The sequence below is a fragment of the Pelomonas sp. Root1444 genome, from assembly GCF_001426885.1.
Lineage (GTDB): Bacteria > Pseudomonadota > Gammaproteobacteria > Burkholderiales > Burkholderiaceae_C > Pelomonas.
In genome coordinates this window covers 323,326-338,755 of the sequence record NZ_LMFP01000011.1, presented here as the reverse complement: position 1 = coordinate 338,755, position 15,430 = coordinate 323,326, and the positions used below count along the sequence as shown (strand labels likewise).

Here is a 15,430-nt window from a genome sequence, read left to right as displayed (position 1 = left end):
CGTTCAAACAAGCGTCGCGAGTCAGTTCTAGAAGCGAGCTTCGCTCGCGCCTCAATGCCCTGCCATGCTCGGCGGCTCCAAAGGGGTGATGCGGAACAGCCAACAGCCAACAGTCCAATGCAACAGCCGGCCGAGGCCGGCTGCTTGGTATTCGATACTGGGTATTTGGGGGCGAACTCCCGGCACGGATCTCCGCAATGAGGCGCCGGTGGAGCTGGCTGGCACTGTGCGCCGCAGGTGCGGTCCTTTCCATACTCGGTTGGCTGATGCCACGTGATTGGCTCGATTGGCAGCCAAGCCTCGTCGCGACACAACCGTGGCGCGCCCTCACCGCCGCCTTCGTCCACTGGACCCCCACCCACCTCGCCGCCAACCTCGCCGGCTGCGCCGTCCTCGCCCTGCTGGGCCACCGCGCCGCCCTGGGCAGACGAGAAGCAATCGCCGGCCTCATCGCGCTGCCGCTGACGCAACTCGGCCTGCTGCTGCGCCCCGAACTGCAGCGTTATGCCGGCCTCTCCGGCGAACTCCACGCGCTGGCCGCGATCGCGGCGCTTTCACTGCTGGTCCGCCCGAACCGTGAGCGCCTGATCGGCGCCTGCATCGCCCTCGGCCTCATCCTCAAGCTCGCGCTCGAAGACCCCCTCGGCCCCGTGCTGCGCAGCACCGCCGGCTTCGACTTCGCCGTCGCGCCGTTCGCCCACCTCAGCGGTGCCGTTGCCGGCCTGCTCGCCTGGGCGCTGACAATGGCGGCCATTCAACCATCAAGATCGCCAAGGAACCCGCATGGGACGTGAAGCCAGTTGCACCGCCCGCGTGGGCACGGAGACCGCTGAGGTCACCGCCCTGCTCGAATCCACGGCCATCGTGCTGCGTGGCGACATCAAGCGTCGCTGGGACATCGCCGCGCTGCTCAACCTGCGCCTGGAAGACGGCGAGCTGCGCTTCCACGCGGGCGAGGAAGAGGCCGCCCTGGCGCTCGGCGAGAAGGAAGGCGAGCGCTGGCTGAAGAAACTGCAGACGCCCCCGCCCACGCTGGCCGCCAAGCTGGGCGTCAGCGCCGACAACCCGGCCCTGCTGATCGGCCCGACCGTCGGCCCGCTGGACCCGGCGCTCGCCGAGGCGCTGGCCGGCAGCATCACCACCAACGTGCGCGAGGCGCGCATGCTGGTGGCCGTGCTGAGCAAGCCGTCCGAGCTGCCGCGCATGGCCGAGTTCCATGCCGACATGATCTGCAAGACCGTCTGGGTCGTGCATCCCAAGGGGCCGGGCGCGAGCCCGTCCGACGCCGAGGTGCGCACCGCGATGCGCGGCTGGGGCTATGTGGACAACAAGACCAGCGCGGTGTCGGACGCACTCACGGCCACGCGCTACGTGCGGATGCAGGAGCCGCCCAAGAAGCGCGTGCGCAATCGCTGAACTGAAGCCGCCCCTCGCCCAATCCCGCCGTGCTGGACGCAGGCGAGCTTGGTCGGTCTTGCAGACCGCGCTGCGGGCAGTGCCGCAGCTCTTCGGCAGGCACATGCCGCCCACTGGGGCGCCATGTGTCCGGCCGAAGCCCCCGAGGGGACGGCGATGCCTGCGGCATTGAGCCGCAAGCACATCGCCAGCGCGGGCCGGCTTGGGAGCGGCGCGGCGCTCGGCCCGCAAAGTTCATGCGGCGCGGCTGTCGCGAACTCGAAAATGGATCGCCGAAGCCTCGGTCTCTAGATGACGTTGGCCTCGATCAGCGGCCGGCCGTCCAGCAGCCGCTGCGGCGTGAGCGCTTCGATCAGCGGTGCGTCCAGCCCGGCAATCAAGCGTGCCATCGAATGGCCCACCGCCGGTGCCTGCTGCATGCCGTGGCCGGAGAAGCCGCAGGCGGTGAAGGCGTTCGCACAGCCGGGCAAGCGGCCGGCCAGGCCGTTGTGGTCGAAGGCGTTCATCTCGTAGTAGCCGGCCCAGGCCGAGCGCACGCGCAGCGCCTCCAGCGCCGGCACGCGGGCGGCCAGCGTGGGCCAGAGCTGCGCGTCGAACTGGCCGAGGTCGATGGCATCCAGCGGCGTGTCGTCGGCATCCTCGCCGCGCGGCGGGCCGCCGGCCAGGACCAGTGACCCTTCGGTGCGGAACCAGAAACCGCTCGGGTCGATGACCAGCGGGCAGCCGGGCAGGGCGGCCGGCGTCTCCAGCACGAAGACATCGCGCTTCCTGGCGCTGACCGGCAGCGTGACGCCGAGCGCCGCGCCCAGCGGTGCGCTCCACGCGCCGGCGGCGATGACGACCGCGTCGCCGCCCATGCGCGACCCGTCCGCGCAGCGCACGGCGGTGACGCGGTCGCCCGCAATGTCGAAGCCGACGGCCTCCGCGGCGACGAAGCGCGCCCCGCAGGCGATGGCCTTGCGCCGGAAGGCGCGGTGCAAGGCCGGGCCGTCGAACCAGCCCTCGCCGCTCAGGCCCAGCGAACCCAGCGCCAGGTCGTCGACGGCCAGCCACGGGAAGCGCGTCGCGAGCTCGTCCGGGTTCAGCAGCGCGACGTCGACACCTTCGGCCCGTTGCGCCGCGTGCAGCTCGCGCAGCGTCGGTGCGCCCGCCGGTGTTGCCAGGTAGAGATAGCCCGGCTCGACGAGGCCGAGTGCGGGCCGGTCGTCGCCCACGGCCAGCTCGTCCGCCACGCGGCGCAGGAACTCGATGCTCCAGCGCGACAGCGCCATGTTGACCGGCTGCGAGAACTGCTGGCGGATGGAGCTCAGCGACAGCGAGCTGGAGGCCCGCGCATAGCTGGGGTCGCGCTCGACGACGGTCACCGCCGCGCCGTGGTCGCGCGCCAGGAAACAGGCTGTGGCGGCGCCCATCACGCCGCCGCCGAGGATGGTCACCTTGATCATGCTGGCAGCATAGGGGCCATGAACGCCGCCACCCGCCAGTCCCACCTCGATGCCCGCGCCATCGCCATCCTGCTGCTGTGCTGCCTGCTGTGGGGCATCAACCAGGTCGCCGCCAAGGCCGCGCTGACGGAGATCGGGCCGCTGTGGCAGGCGGGGCTGCGCTCCGTGGTGGCGGGGCTGCTGGTGTGGCTGTGGGCGGCGTCGCGCGGCATCCGGCTGTTCGAGCGTGACGGCAGCCTCGGCGGCGGGCTGCTCGCCGGCCTGCTGTTCGCGGCGGAGTTCGCCTGCATCTTCGTCGGCCTGCAATACACCAGCGCCTCGCGCATGGTGGTGTTCATCTACCTGTCGCCGTTCGTCGTCGCTTTAGGCATGCCGTGGATCGCGCACGGCGAGAAGCTGTCGGCCAGGCAGTGGGCCGGCCTGGTGGTGGCGTTCGCGGCGGTGGCCTTCGCGTTCGCCGAGGGCTTCTCGTCGCCGAGCACGCCGCGGCAGTGGTGGGGCGACCTGCTGGGCGTGGCCGCGGCGGTGCTGTGGGGCGGCACGACGCTGGCCATCCGCGGCACCCGGCTGAGTTCGGCCGCCGCCGAGAAGACGCTGCTCTACCAGCTCGGCGTGTCGGCCGTGGCGCTGTGTGCGGCCGCCGTGTGGGCCGGCGAGCCGCCGCCCGTGCACTGGTCACCGCGGCTGCTGGGCCTGTTCGGCTTCCAGGCCGTCATCGTGTCCTTCGCCAGCTATCTCGCCTGGTTCTGGCTGATCCGCCATTACGCCGCCACCAAGCTTGCGGTGTTCACGCTCAGCACGCCGCTGTTCGGGCTGCTGGCTGGCGCACTGCTGCTGGGGGAGGGCATCAGTGCCCGCCTCGTCGCGGCGCTGGCCGCGCTGGCGGCGGGCATCGTGCTGGTGAACCGCTGAGCTCAGGGCGCGGCTGCCGACGCGGCAGAGGCGGCAGGCTTCGGCTTCTCTGCGGCCTCTGATGCGCTGGCGGCCTTGACGACGATGAGCACGCTCTCGCTGTATTCGCCCGTCGAGTCGGTGGTCAACAAGGTGTAGCGCCCCTTGGCCTTCTTGCTGAACTGGATCTGCGCCTGCATGCCGGCGGCCCCCAAAGAGGTGGTCTTCAGCACGGCGAGGTCGTCGCCCTGCGCGCCCTGCAGCACGGTGACGGGCAGGCCGGGCTTGGGCTGGTTGACGATGAACGTCATGCTGTCCCCGGCGCTGACGAGGGTGGTTTCGTTCGGGGTCACGCGCACGCCCACATCGGACGGGCAGCCGCTGATGCGGCGCACCGCGCGAGCCTGGGCGCGGAAATGCAGGATGGTGGCGACGACGGGGCGGCGCCTGGCGTACAAGTCCTCGATCCCTTCGGCCAGCGCGGCGCTGTCGCAACGATCGCCACCTCCCGATCTCTTGCATTGGTTCTTCGGCTGCGCGAGCTCCTTGAGCTTGCTGACGTAACCGCCGACCAGCTTCTCCTGCGCCTCTTTGGCCTCGCGCTCCTTGGCGTCCTTCAGCGTCTTCCCCATCAGGTCGGTGAGCTTTTGCAGCTCGCTCACCGTCAACGGCGTGCCGGCCGGTGCCACAGCAGGCTTGGGCGCGGCCTTGGCTGCCGGCCTGGCCGCCGAGGCCGCCGCTGATGAAGCCGCAGCCGCCTCGGCGCCCGCCAGCGTGGCGGCCGCCAAAGAGCCGCCCAGGATCAGTAGCCCTGGGCCACCTGCCGCGGCCAAGCGGGGCGCCCTGACCTGCGCGGCAGATGGCGCCGCAGCGGACACGAGCATGGCCACCTTGTCCTCCGCCGTCTTTTCATCGGCCGCCTTCTCGGCCTGGTCACCCGCCGTGGAGGTGCCGATCTTGATGAAGCCCGACACGATGTCCTGCGCCTTGGTCAGCGAGGCGTCGGCGGCCTGGATGTCGACCTGCGTGCTGTGGATCAGCCCGTTGATGGTGCTCACGATGGTGTGGGCGCGCTCGCGGATCTCGCGGCCCGAGCCGGACACCGCCTTCAGCAGCGCCTGGCCGTCGCTCCACGCGTTGCGCGCCCGGGCCAGCGCGGTTTCGGCGGCACGGATCTGGGCTTCGAGGCCGGGGCGGTCGCTGACGTCGGCCGGCAGCGCGGCCCTGCTCTCGCCGACGGCCGCGGACAACTGCTCGGCGCTGAGCTTCCTGGACGACGGTCTGCCCGCATCGGGCAGCGCCTTGTTGCTCTCGACCTTCTCGACGGCTTTCTGGGCTTCGGCCTGGAGCGCCGCGGCCCGGCCTTCGGCAAGGCCCACCTTCGCGGCCGCCACTGATTTGTGCAAGGTCTCGATCTGCTTCAGCAGGTGGGCCAGATCGGCCTCCAGCGTCTCCTTGCTGTCTGCCTGCCCTCTGGCGTCCAGCGGCATCAACAGCGGTGCGGACTGGCGCAGCAGGCAGGTCAACGCCCTGTAGCCGTCGTTGTAGGCAGACTCCTGGTCCTTGTTGACCGCGTACTGGCTCAGGCCGTAGGCAGTGCCGACGACGGCGCCGAGCCGCGCCGTTCGCAGCTTGTCGCCATGCGGCGTCTCGGTCACGCCCGGCGCATTGGGCTTGAGCGTGTTGTAGAGCGCCCAGCCGGTCAGCACCGTGGCGCCCGTGGCGAAGGCGGCCTTGGTGCGGCCCATCTGCTGCATGCGCCCCAGATAGTCCTGGCGCACCGCCTCCACGCGCGCGATCTCCTCGTTCGCATGGCCGGCGAACTGAACCGGCTCGTCCTTCCAACCGTCCGGCGCCTTGGCCGGAATGCCCACGTAGGGATCGAAGAAGGCGCAGCCCGCCACGGCACTCAAAGCGGCAGCGGCGACCAAGCTGCGAGGCCAGCGCCCCGGCAGCACCTGACGGTTCAACTCGCTCATGACAATCTCCCTGAACAACCGGCCTGATGCCGGTCGCGGCGCGACGGTAGGTCGGCAAGACCTGGCAGGCATCCCCAGCTTTGTGGAGTGGCGGGTGTCCCGGTCGCGCCAGGGCAGCGCCGTGCGCTTGCATAGACTGCCGCATTCCTTCAGGAGACACCCATGATCACGCTCTGCGGCATCCCGCTGTCCAACTACTACAACAAGGTCAAGCTCGCCCTGCTGGAGAAGGGCATCCCCTTCTCCGAGGCGTACGTGAAGACGCATTCCCACGACGACGCCGTGCTGAGCTGCTCGCCGCTGGGCAAGGTGCCTTTCATCAGGACGCCGCAGGGCGCGCTGTGCGAGAGCCAGGTCATCGTCGACTACCTGGAAGCCGCCTACCCGGACACGCCGCGGCTCATCCCGGCCGACCCCTTCCAGGCCGCCAAGGTGCGCGAGCTCATCACCTACGTCGACCTGCACCTGGAGCTGGTCGCGCGCGAGCTGTACGCCGAGGCCTTCTTCGGCGGCCAGGTCAGCGACGGCACCAAGAAGCGCGTCGCCCGCGTGCTGCCCGAGAACATCACGGCCTTCAGGCGCCTGGCCCGGTTCGGCCCCTATTTGGCGGGCGACACGTTCACGATGGCCGACTGCGCCGGCTGGGTCAGCCTGCCGCTGGTGGGCATGGCCACCAAGATCATCTATGGCGAAGACCTGCTTCAGGCTGGCGGCGTGGACTGGAAGCCCTATGCCAAGCTGATCGGCGAGCGCCCGCATGCGCAGAAGGTGGCGGCCGACCGCAAGGCCGACCAGGAGCGCTCGCTGGCCGCCAACCGCGCCCAGGCATGACCGCCTGACCGCGGCCCGACGCCCGGCCGCGCCGGGCTGACGGCGCGCCGAGAAGTCATGCGGCTGCGACATTTGTTGCGCCCTGTCGCGAGCGGCGACGCCTAAACTGACCGCCCTGCCTCCGCATGAGCTGCTGCCATGACGTCCCTGCGCCCGCTGCTGATCGCCCTCGTCGCCGTGCTGCCGGTCGCGCCGGCCTGGGCCCAGGCCGATGCCGACGCGCGGGTCATCGTGCGCTTCAAGCCCCAGGCCGACAGCGTGCGCGCCAAGGCGCTCAGCCTGCGGGCGACGCGCGGCGAGGCGCGCGAGGTCGCGCAGACGCGCGCCACCGCGCTGGGCCTGCGCACCGGCCAGCGGCTGCAGGCCGGCATCAGCCTGGATGAGCGCACGCATGTGGTCGTCGCCAGGGGAACGACGAGTGAGGCTTTGGCCAGAAGGTTGGCTGCCGACCCGGAAGTCCAGCTGGTGGCGGTGGACCAGCGGCGCAAGCACCTTCTGTTGCCCAATGACCCGCTGTTCGGCGGGGCCGACGTGAACCCGGAATCGACGGTCAGCGGCGTGCAGGCCCGCACCATCGACCAGTGGTATCTGAAGAAGCCCAGCAGCACACCCGGCCAGGTCGTCTCCAGCATCAACGCGCCGGCGGCATGGGACACCGTGACGGGGTCCACCGGCGTCGTGGTGGCGGTGCTGGACACCGGCGTGCGGCTGGACCATCCCGAACTTGCTGGCAAGTTCGTCCCAGGCTACGACATGATCGGCTACGGCAGCCCGGGATCGACGTCGACGGCCATTGCCAACGACGGCGGCGGCCCGGACGTTGACCCTTCCGACCCGGGCGACTGGGTCAGCCAGGCGGACCTGGATGGCAAGCAGCTGGGCACGGGCTGTGATACCAGCGATCTGGGCAACAGCTCATGGCACGGCACCCGCGTGTCGGGCCTCATTGCGGCGGTGAGCAACAACCAGGTGGGCATGGCGGGTGTCGGCTGGGGTTTGAAGATCATGCCCATCCGCGTGCTCGGCAAGTGCGGTGGCTACGACAGCGACATCATGGCTGGCATGAAATGGGCCGCCGGTGTCGATGTGCCAGGCCTGCCGGTGAACGCCTTCAAGGCCAAGGTGCTCAACCTGAGTCTGGGCGGTAGCGGCAGCTGCGCCGGCACGACGGGTACCGCGGCCCTCTACAAAGACACCATCACCCAGGTCAATGCTGCCGGCGCCACTGTCGTCATCGCCGCAGGCAACTCGGAGGGCCAGGCGGTCGGCCTGCCGGGCAACTGCCCCGGGGTCATCACGGTGACGGGCCTGCGTCATGTCGGGACCAAGGTGGGCTTCTCCAGCATCGGGCCGGAGGTGACCATCGCGGCGCCGGGCGGCAACTGCATCAACGTCAGTGCGGGCCAGCCCTGCCTCTATCCCATGGTCAGCACGACCAACGCCGGCACGACGGCGCCGACCCTGGCCGACGCCAGCTACACCGGCAGCAATGCCTCGGTCGGCACCAGCTTTTCCGCCCCCATCGTCAGCGGCATCGTCGGCTTGATGGCCTCGGTGCGGCCGGGGCTGACGTCGGCCGAGGCGACGCAGATCCTCAAGTCGACGGCGCGTGCTTTCCCGACGAGCGGCGGCACGGCCGGCGTGCCCGCCTGCACGGCGCCCAACACGGTGCCGCAGGACGAGTGCTACTGCACGACGTCGACCTGCGGCGCAGGCATGGTGGATGCGGCCAAGGCCGTCGACGCCGCGCTGGCGCTGAGCGGAGGCGCCATCGCCGTCACGGAGTCACCCGCGAGCGGCCTGAAGGCCGGCCAGACGTTGACGTTGACTGCCTCGCCCGTGGGCCTGCCGTCCAACCGCGCCATCGTGTCGGCCAATTGGGTGGTGACGCAAGGCGGCGGCATCGTCAATGGCCTGGCGTCGGCGAACCTGACAACGGCGACCGTCACGCCGACGGGCGGCGGCACGTTCGCGGTGCGCGTCGATGCAACCGACAACCTGGGGCAAACCTACAGCCAGACGTCCATCGTCAACGTGACGGCGCCTCCGGTCGTCACGCCGCCGGCCACGACGAGCGGCGGTGGCGGTGGAGGCGCGGCCAGCGTGGCCTGGCTGGCCGCCCTGCTGCTGGCGGCACTGGCGCTGCGGCGGTCAGCTGGACGCCGCTGAGGCGGCCGACGCGGCAGTCGCCGCGCAGGCCTTGAACCCGGCCGCCAGCGCGGGGTCCTTGCTGGCCTTGAGCCGGGTCGCGAGCAGGCCGTCGGCCTGCTCGATGACCAGCATGTGGCGGGTGAGCGGGGCTTTCAACGCCAGCACGCGCAGCCCCTTGAGCCCGCGCCTGTCCAGCGCTGCGATCTCGGCGTTGGCCTCGGCCTGGGTGGCATGCCGGCTCAGCACGAAGGCGGGCTGTTCGGCGGGCAGGCCTTCCAGCGGCTCGTAGTTCAGGCGCAGCTGCTTGTAGGTCGCTTCCTTGCGGGCGCGGAATTCCGGGTCGGCGAGCTTGATGGTCGCCACCACCCACACGCCGGCCTGCTCGCTGCTGCGCAGTTGGGGCTCGACGCCGGCGGCCTTCAGCGCGACCTGGGCGGCGGCCAGCGCCGCATCGCCCTCCAGCGGGCCCAGCTCCAGGCAGCTGCGCTGGGCCAGGGCCGCGACGGCGCTGGCGGCCAGCGGCTGGATGCGCTCGGGGTGCTGCTGCGCCGCGACGCGCTGCGGCTCGCGGCCGCCGTCGGCGGGCACGCCGGTGACCATGTCAAGCCAGCCGCGTGACCAGATGAAGAAGACGGCGTTCACCGCCAGCAGCACCAGCACGACGACGCGCATCACAGGGAGGTCTCCAATCTGAGGCTCAGCTCGCCGCCGCTCATCGGCAGGATGCCGGCGGTGGTTGCCAGCAGCAGTTCACCACGCGGGCTGACACCGTGCGCGATGCCGGTCTGCTCGCCGACGCGCACGCGCCGGCCGGCGGCCAGGTCGCGGCGCGCGAACGCGGCCTGCCAGGGCGCGAAGCCCAGTGTCTCGAAATCGGCCAGCGTCGCACGCAGCACGGGCGCCAGGCGGTCCAGCGTGGCGCTCGCGGTGGCCGCCGGGTCCAGCGCCTGCAGCGCCGCATGGCCGCTGGTGAAGGCGCTGCGGTCGGCTTCGGGCGGCAGCGGTCGCAGGTTGAGGCCGATGCCGATGACGACGCCGCGGCGCTGATCGGGCAGGGGCACGGTCTCGATGAGGATGCCGCCGAGCTTGGCGCCGTCCAGGAACAGGTCGTTGGGCCACTTCAGGCGGATGCGCTCGCCGGCCGGGTCCAGCACGTCGGCGACCGTGCAGCCGATGGCCAACGACAGGCCGGAGAGGTCCAGGCCGGCGGGCATGGGCAGGGCGACGGAGAAGGTCAGCGACGCGTCATCGCCCGCGTGGTCGGTCAGCCAGGCCCGGCCCAGGCGGCCGCGGCCGGCGGTCTGGCGGCTGGCCGACACCAGCAACGGCCCGCCGCCGTCGCGCAGGTGGGCCAGCGCTTCGGTGTTGGTCGAGCCGCATTCGGCGAGGTGGCGCCGTTCCATGGCGTCAGCGGCCTGACTTCCGGGTCTTGGGCGCCAGCATCGTGCCGCGGCAGGTCAGCGCGCCGCACCAGCAGGCGAACTGCTTCTTGACCTTGGCCGTGTGGCGTTCGTCCAGCACCAGGCCGTAGTCGTAGAACAGCTCTTCGCCGGGCTCCAGGTCGCGCAGCGCGTTGATGAAGACGCGGCCATCGGCCTCGTCGGCCTCGCAGTTGGGCTCGCAGGCGTGGTTGATCCAGCGTGCGTCGTTGCCGCCGTACAGCGCGTCGATGACGAGGCCGCCGTCGAGGTGGAAGTAGAAGGTGTGGTTGGGCTGGCTGGGGTCGTGGGGGTGGCGGTCCAGCGCCTCTTCCCACGTGATGCGCTCGCCGGTGTACTCGATGATGCGCGTGCCCGCGGCGATGGGCGCCACCGCGTAGACGCCGCGCCCGTGCACGCCGGACTCACGGACTTCGATCTTGCGGCGTGGGGTTTTTGGCGGCATCGGCGCTGTGGTACGGTGATTTCATGGGTGCGCGTGTGCGTGAGCGTGCGCGCGAGGCCCGGATTGTAGGCAGGGGATTTCATGTCCTTCGCCCTCTGAACAGCGTTTGAGAAAGACCGATGAGCAAGACCCTGATCATTGCCGAGAAGCCCAGCGTGGCGCAGGACATCGTCCGCGCGCTGACTCCCGTGGCGGGCAAGTTCGACAAGCATGACGACCACTTCGAGAACGAGCAATACGTCGTCAGCTCCGCCGTCGGCCACTTGGTGGAGATCGCGGCGCCGGAGGAGTTCGACGTCAAGCGCGGCAAGTGGAGCTTCAACAACCTGCCCGTCATCCCGCCGCACTTCGACCTGAACCCCATCGACAAGAACAAGGGGCGGCTGAACGCGCTGACCAAGCTGATCCGCCGCAAGGACGTGACGGCGCTGATCAACGCCTGCGACGCGGGCCGCGAGGGTGAGCTGATCTTCCGGCTCATCCAGCAGTACGCCCAGCCGGCCAAGGGGCCGCTGAACAAGCCGGTGCAGCGGCTGTGGCTGCAGTCCATGACGCCGGCCGCCATCCGCGAGGGCTTCGAGAAGCTGCGCAGCGACGCGCAGATGCTGCCGCTGGCCGACGCGGCGCGCTGCCGCTCCGAGGCCGACTGGCTGGTGGGCATCAACGGCACGCGCGCCATGACGGCCTTCAATTCGCGCGACGGCGGCTTCTTCCTGACGACGGTCGGCCGCGTGCAGACGCCCACGCTGTCCATCGTCGTGGAGCGCGAGGAGAAGATCCGCAAGCATGTGTCCCGCGACTACTGGGAGCTGCGCGCCAACTTCGACGCCCAGGCCGGCCAGTACGAGGGCAAGTGGTTCGACCCGGCGTGGAAGAAGAACGACGACCTGGAGCGCCGCGCCGACCGTATGTGGAACGCGGCCGATGCCGACGCCATCGCCAAGGCGGTGCTGGGCCAGCCGGCCACCGTCACGGAAGAGAGCAAGCCCAGCACCACCAGCTGCGGCGCGCTGTACGACCTGACCACGCTGCAGCGCGAGGCCAACTCGCGCTTCGGCTTCTCGGCCAAGACGACGCTGTCCATCGCGCAGGCGCTGTACGAGAAGCACAAGGTGCTGACCTACCCACGGACGGACTCGCGCTTCCTGCCCGAGGACTACCTGGCCGTGGCCAAGGACACGGCCAAGATGCTGGCCACCGAGGACCTGCCGGGCCCGCTGGGTGCGCTGTCGCAGCACGCGGCCAAGGCGCTGAAGGAGGGCTACATCAAGCCGACGAAGAAGGTCTTCGACAACGCCAAGGTGTCGGACCACTTCGCCATCATCCCGACGCTGCAGGCGCCCAAGGCGCTGACCGAGATCGAGGCCAAGCTGTACGACATGGTCGTCAAGCGCTTCCTGGGCGTGTTCTTCCCGCCGGCCGAGTTCCTGGTCACGACACGCATCTCCAAGGTGGGGGCGCAGGGCCACACCCATCACTTCCAGACCAACGGCAAGGTGCTGGTCAAGCCGGGCTGGCTGGCCGTCTACGGCAAGGACGTGGACGACGAGGACGCCAACCTCGTGCCGGTGCAGCCCAATGAAGTCGTGCGTACCGAGAGCGTGGACGTGAAGGCACTGCAGACCAAGCCGCCGGCGCGCTACACGGAAGCGACGCTGCTGTCGGCCATGGAAGGCGCCGGCAAGCTCATCGACGACGACGAGCTGCGCGAGGCCATGGCCGAGAAGGGCCTGGGCACGCCGGCCACGCGCGCGGCCACCATCGAAGGCCTGATCACCGAGAAGTACATGCTGCGCGAAGGCCGCGAGTTGATCCCGACGGCCAAGGCCTTCCAGCTGATGACGCTGCTGCGCGGGCTGGAGGTGGAGGACCTGACCAAGCCCGAGCTGACCGGCGACTGGGAAAGCAAGCTCGCCCAGATGGAGAAGGGCAAGCTCAAGCGCGAGCAGTTCATGGCCGAGATCGCGGCCATGACCGAGAAGATGGTCGCCAAGGCCAAGGGCTACGACCGCGACACCATCCCCGGCGACTACGCGACGCTGAAGACGCCCTGCCCCAAGTGCGGCGGCGTCGTGAAGGAGAACTACCGCCGCTTCACCTGCACCGGCAAGAGCGGCGACGGCAGCGACGCCTGCGGCTTCTCCATCGGCAAGATCCCCGGCGGGCGCAGCTTCGAGCTGAACGAGGTCGAGACCTTCCTGCGTGACAAGAAGATCGGCCCGCTGGAAGGCTTCCGCTCCAAGGCGGGCTGGCCGTTCACGGCGGAGCTGGCGCTGGTGTACGACGAGGAGATCCAGAACTGGAAGCTGGAGTTCGACTTCGGCGAGGACGCCAAGAAGGCCGAAGGCGATGGCGAGCCGGTGGACTTCTCCGGCCAGAACTCGCTCGGGGCCTGCCCCAAGTGCGCGGGCCATGTCTACGAGCATGGGGCCAACTACGTCTGCGAGCGCTCGGTGGGCGAGACCGTCACCTGCGACTTCAAGACCGGCAAGGTCATCCTGACCCAGCCCATCGAGCCGGCCCAGGTGCACAAGCTGCTGACCGCGGGCAAGACCGACCTGCTGGAGAACTTCGTCTCCAACAAGACGCGACGCAAGTTCAAGGCCTTCCTCGCCTACGACAAGAAGGAAGGCAAGGTCGTGTTCGAGTTCGAGCCGCGCGCGGGCAAGCCTGCGGGCAAGGCGGCCGGCAAGGATGCGGCGCCCGCCAAGAAGGCCGCGCGCAAGACAGCCAAGGCTTGAGAGGGTGAGAGGAAATCCAGCATGCCCGCCTTGCCGCCCTTCGGGCACGCCGAATCTCCTTTCACCTGCTGACACGCCGATGCATCCAGGCCGGCCGCACCTGCCCAGAGCCACCGGCCCGGAGGTCGTGAGGTGAACCGGCCGCCGGTGCGGCTGGGCATACAGGCCCGGTTGACGGCCGGCATTGCGCTGGTCGCGAGCCTGCTGGTGCTGATGGTCGGCTGGACGTGGACGTCGCGCGAGGAAGACGAGCTGATGCAGGCGCTGGGCCAGCGCGAGGCACGCATGGCCGGCCTCATCGAGCGTGGCTTTGCCGGGCCGATCTGGAACCTCGACCATGTGGCCATCGAGAACCTGCTCGACGCCGTCATGGCCGACCCGGAGGTGCATGCCATCGAGCTGCAGGGCCTGGGCCTGCGCGGCGGCCTCGCCAAGCGCGAGCGCACCCAGCCGACCCACGGGCCGCTGCGGCGCCAGTTCGCCATCGCCTACCAGCCCGCGGCGGATGCGCCCGGCGCGCAGGTCGCGTCGGCGGTGCTGACCTTCACGCGCGACCACGTCGACGAGCAGATCCGCCGCACCCGGCTGTTCGTCGTCGAGCTGCTGGCCGTGATGGTCGTCGGCATCGTCGTCGCCAGCTTCCTGCTGGTGGACTGGCTGGTGCGCCGGCCCGTGGCGCGGCTGGGCGCGCTGGCCCAGCGTGTGGCACGCGGTGACCTCGGCGCGCAGGAGACCGTCGAGCGCAAGGACGAGATCGGCGAGCTGACCGCGCGCTTCAATGCCATGAGCCTGAAGCTGCGCAGCGCGGCCGACCAGGTGCAGATCACCTCCGAAGGCCTGCGCGCCAGCGAGGCGCGCTACCGCAGCCTGTTCGAGAACGCGACCGAAGGCATCTTCCAGGCCGATGCCCAGGGCCGCGTGCTGAGCATGAACCGCGCCTTCACGCAGATGCTGGGCCTGGGCGCGCAGAACCCGGTGGGCCGGCGGCTCAGCGAGGTCACCGGCATCGCCCGCGAGGAGTTGCAGCGCGTGTCCGCCATCATGAGCGAGCAGGGCAAGGTGCAGCAGGCACAACTGCAGCTGCGCGGCGCGAACGGCCGGCCGTTGTGGGTGGAGCTCAGCGCGCACTGGGTCGATGTCGAGGGCGGGCAACGCCGCATCGAGGGCATGGTCAGCGACATTTCGTTGCGCCACCAGGCCGAGGCCGAACTGACGCGGCACCGCGACCACCTGGAAGAACTCGTCGCCGAGCGCACCGCCGAGCTGCAGGAGGCCAAGACGCGTGCGGAGAGCGCCAATTTCGCGAAGGGCCGCTTCCTTGCGACGATGAGCCACGAGTTCCGCACGCCGCTGAACGCCATCCTCGGCTTCACGCAGCTGATGCAGATGGAGACGACCATGCCGCCGGCGCAGCAGGCGCGCCTGCAGCTGATGCGCGACTCCGGCCTGCACCTGCTGGAGCTGATCAACGACGTGCTGGACATGGCCAGCATCGAGGCCGGCAAGGTCTCGCTCAAGCTCGCGCCGGCCGACCTGCGCGCGCTCATCGACATGACCTGCGACAGCGTGCGGCTGCGCGCCGAGCAGAAGAACCTGAGCTTCGTGATCGATGTCGATCCCCGCCTGCCCGCGCGGGTGCTCGTGGACGGCCAGCGCCTGCGGCAGGTGCTGCTCAACCTGCTGTCCAACGCGGTCAAGTTCACGGACAGCGGCACGGTCAGCCTCTCGGCCTCGGTCGTCGAACCGCCGCATGGGGGGCATGTGCGCCTGCGCTTCGAGGTGACGGACAGCGGCATCGGCATGACACCGGCGCAGCAGGCCCGCCTCTTCCAGGCCTTCGAACAGGTCTCGGATGCCTCGCGCCACCTCGGCGGCACGGGCCTGGGGCTGTCCATCAGCCAGCAGCTGATGCGCATGATGGGCAGCCAGATCCTCGCGCAGAGTACGGCGGGGCAGGGCAGTTGCTTCACGTTCGAGCTGCGGGTGGCGCTCGCATGACGCTACCGGTCGATTTGCGGGCCGAGCGCCGGGCCGCCCCAAGCCGGCCCGCGTTGGGCGATGTGCTTGCCGGTCGAACCGGCAAGCATCGCCG

13 protein-coding genes are annotated in these 15,430 nt (G+C 70.0%); 8 read left to right on the top strand and 5 right to left on the bottom strand.

Annotated features, from left to right (window positions below):
* The first annotated feature begins 197 nt into the window (after positions 1-197).
* From rrtA to ASD35_RS28550, 3 genes are read left to right on the top strand one after another with little or no spacing between them, the layout of a single operon-like run.
* On the top strand, positions 198-794 hold the full coding sequence (rrtA, locus tag ASD35_RS13080; protein ID WP_082580126.1) for a rhombosortase: 597 nt from the start codon (positions 198-200) through the stop codon (positions 792-794).
* Complete coding sequence (locus tag ASD35_RS13075) at positions 784-1,416, top strand: hypothetical protein (protein WP_056875369.1); 633 nt, start codon at positions 784-786, stop codon at positions 1,414-1,416. The genes rrtA and ASD35_RS13075 overlap by 11 nt, the downstream gene beginning before the upstream one ends.
* A 48-nt stretch (positions 1,417-1,464) precedes the next feature.
* Entirely contained in the window at positions 1,465-1,707 is a 243-nt protein-coding gene (locus ASD35_RS28550) for a hypothetical protein (RefSeq protein WP_162254456.1), read from the top strand.
* Here the strand turns inward: ASD35_RS28550 and ASD35_RS13070 are convergent.
* Positions 1,704-2,861 (bottom strand): FAD-binding oxidoreductase, encoded by a 1,158-nt coding sequence (locus ASD35_RS13070; RefSeq protein WP_056875368.1) that lies wholly within the window; start codon positions 2,859-2,861, stop codon positions 1,704-1,706. The two genes, ASD35_RS28550 and ASD35_RS13070, sit on opposite strands and share 4 nt — an antisense overlap.
* Positions 2,862-2,879: 18 nt before the next feature.
* Here ASD35_RS13070 and ASD35_RS13065 point away from each other — a divergent pair, with 18 nt between their 5' ends.
* Positions 2,880-3,773: a DMT family transporter gene (locus ASD35_RS13065; RefSeq protein WP_056875367.1), complete on the top strand. Its 894-nt coding sequence runs from the start codon at positions 2,880-2,882 to the stop codon at positions 3,771-3,773.
* 2 nt (positions 3,774-3,775) lie between these two features.
* Here the strand turns inward: ASD35_RS13065 and ASD35_RS13060 are convergent, their stop codons facing one another.
* A complete protein-coding gene (locus ASD35_RS13060) occupies positions 3,776-5,731 on the bottom strand; it encodes a hypothetical protein (RefSeq protein ID WP_056875366.1) in 1,956 nt (651 codons plus the stop codon).
* Between the two features lie 162 nt (positions 5,732-5,893).
* Here ASD35_RS13060 and ASD35_RS13055 point away from each other — a divergent pair, with 162 nt between their 5' ends.
* Both ASD35_RS13055 and ASD35_RS13050 read left to right on the top strand, forming a co-directional pair.
* Complete coding sequence (locus ASD35_RS13055) at positions 5,894-6,562, top strand: glutathione S-transferase (RefSeq protein WP_056875365.1); 669 nt, start codon at positions 5,894-5,896, stop codon at positions 6,560-6,562.
* A gap of 138 nt (positions 6,563-6,700) precedes the next feature.
* Positions 6,701-8,731: a S8 family peptidase gene (locus tag ASD35_RS13050; protein ID WP_056875364.1), complete on the top strand. Its 2,031-nt coding sequence runs from the start codon at positions 6,701-6,703 to the stop codon at positions 8,729-8,731.
* On the opposite strand, the gene ASD35_RS13045 is transcribed toward ASD35_RS13050, so the two are convergent.
* The 3 genes from ASD35_RS13045 to ASD35_RS13035 are packed head-to-tail and all read right to left on the bottom strand — an operon-like array spanning position 8,714 to position 10,597.
* Positions 8,714-9,385 carry a hypothetical protein gene (locus ASD35_RS13045; protein WP_056875363.1) on the bottom strand — a complete coding sequence of 224 codons (672 nt, stop codon included), beginning with the start codon at positions 9,383-9,385 and terminating at the stop codon, positions 8,714-8,716. The genes ASD35_RS13050 and ASD35_RS13045 overlap by 18 nt on opposite strands.
* Positions 9,385-10,116, bottom strand: coding sequence for a biotin--[acetyl-CoA-carboxylase] ligase (locus ASD35_RS13040; RefSeq protein ID WP_056875362.1), 732 nt, complete (start codon positions 10,114-10,116; stop codon positions 9,385-9,387). Before ASD35_RS13040 ends, ASD35_RS13045 begins: the two co-directional genes overlap by 1 nt.
* A gap of 4 nt (positions 10,117-10,120) precedes the next feature.
* Positions 10,121-10,597 (bottom strand): SET domain-containing protein, encoded by a 477-nt coding sequence (locus ASD35_RS13035; RefSeq protein WP_056875361.1) that lies wholly within the window; start codon positions 10,595-10,597, stop codon positions 10,121-10,123.
* Between the two features lie 119 nt (positions 10,598-10,716).
* Between ASD35_RS13035 and ASD35_RS13030 the strand changes: the two genes are divergently transcribed.
* Both ASD35_RS13030 and ASD35_RS13025 read left to right on the top strand, forming a co-directional pair.
* Positions 10,717-13,338 carry a DNA topoisomerase III gene (locus tag ASD35_RS13030; protein WP_056875360.1) on the top strand — a complete coding sequence of 874 codons (2,622 nt, stop codon included), beginning with the start codon at positions 10,717-10,719 and terminating at the stop codon, positions 13,336-13,338.
* 132 nt (positions 13,339-13,470) lie between these two features.
* Positions 13,471-15,336: an ATP-binding protein gene (locus tag ASD35_RS13025; protein ID WP_157275529.1), complete on the top strand. Its 1,866-nt coding sequence runs from the start codon at positions 13,471-13,473 to the stop codon at positions 15,334-15,336.
* Positions 15,337-15,430 lie beyond the last annotated feature (94 nt).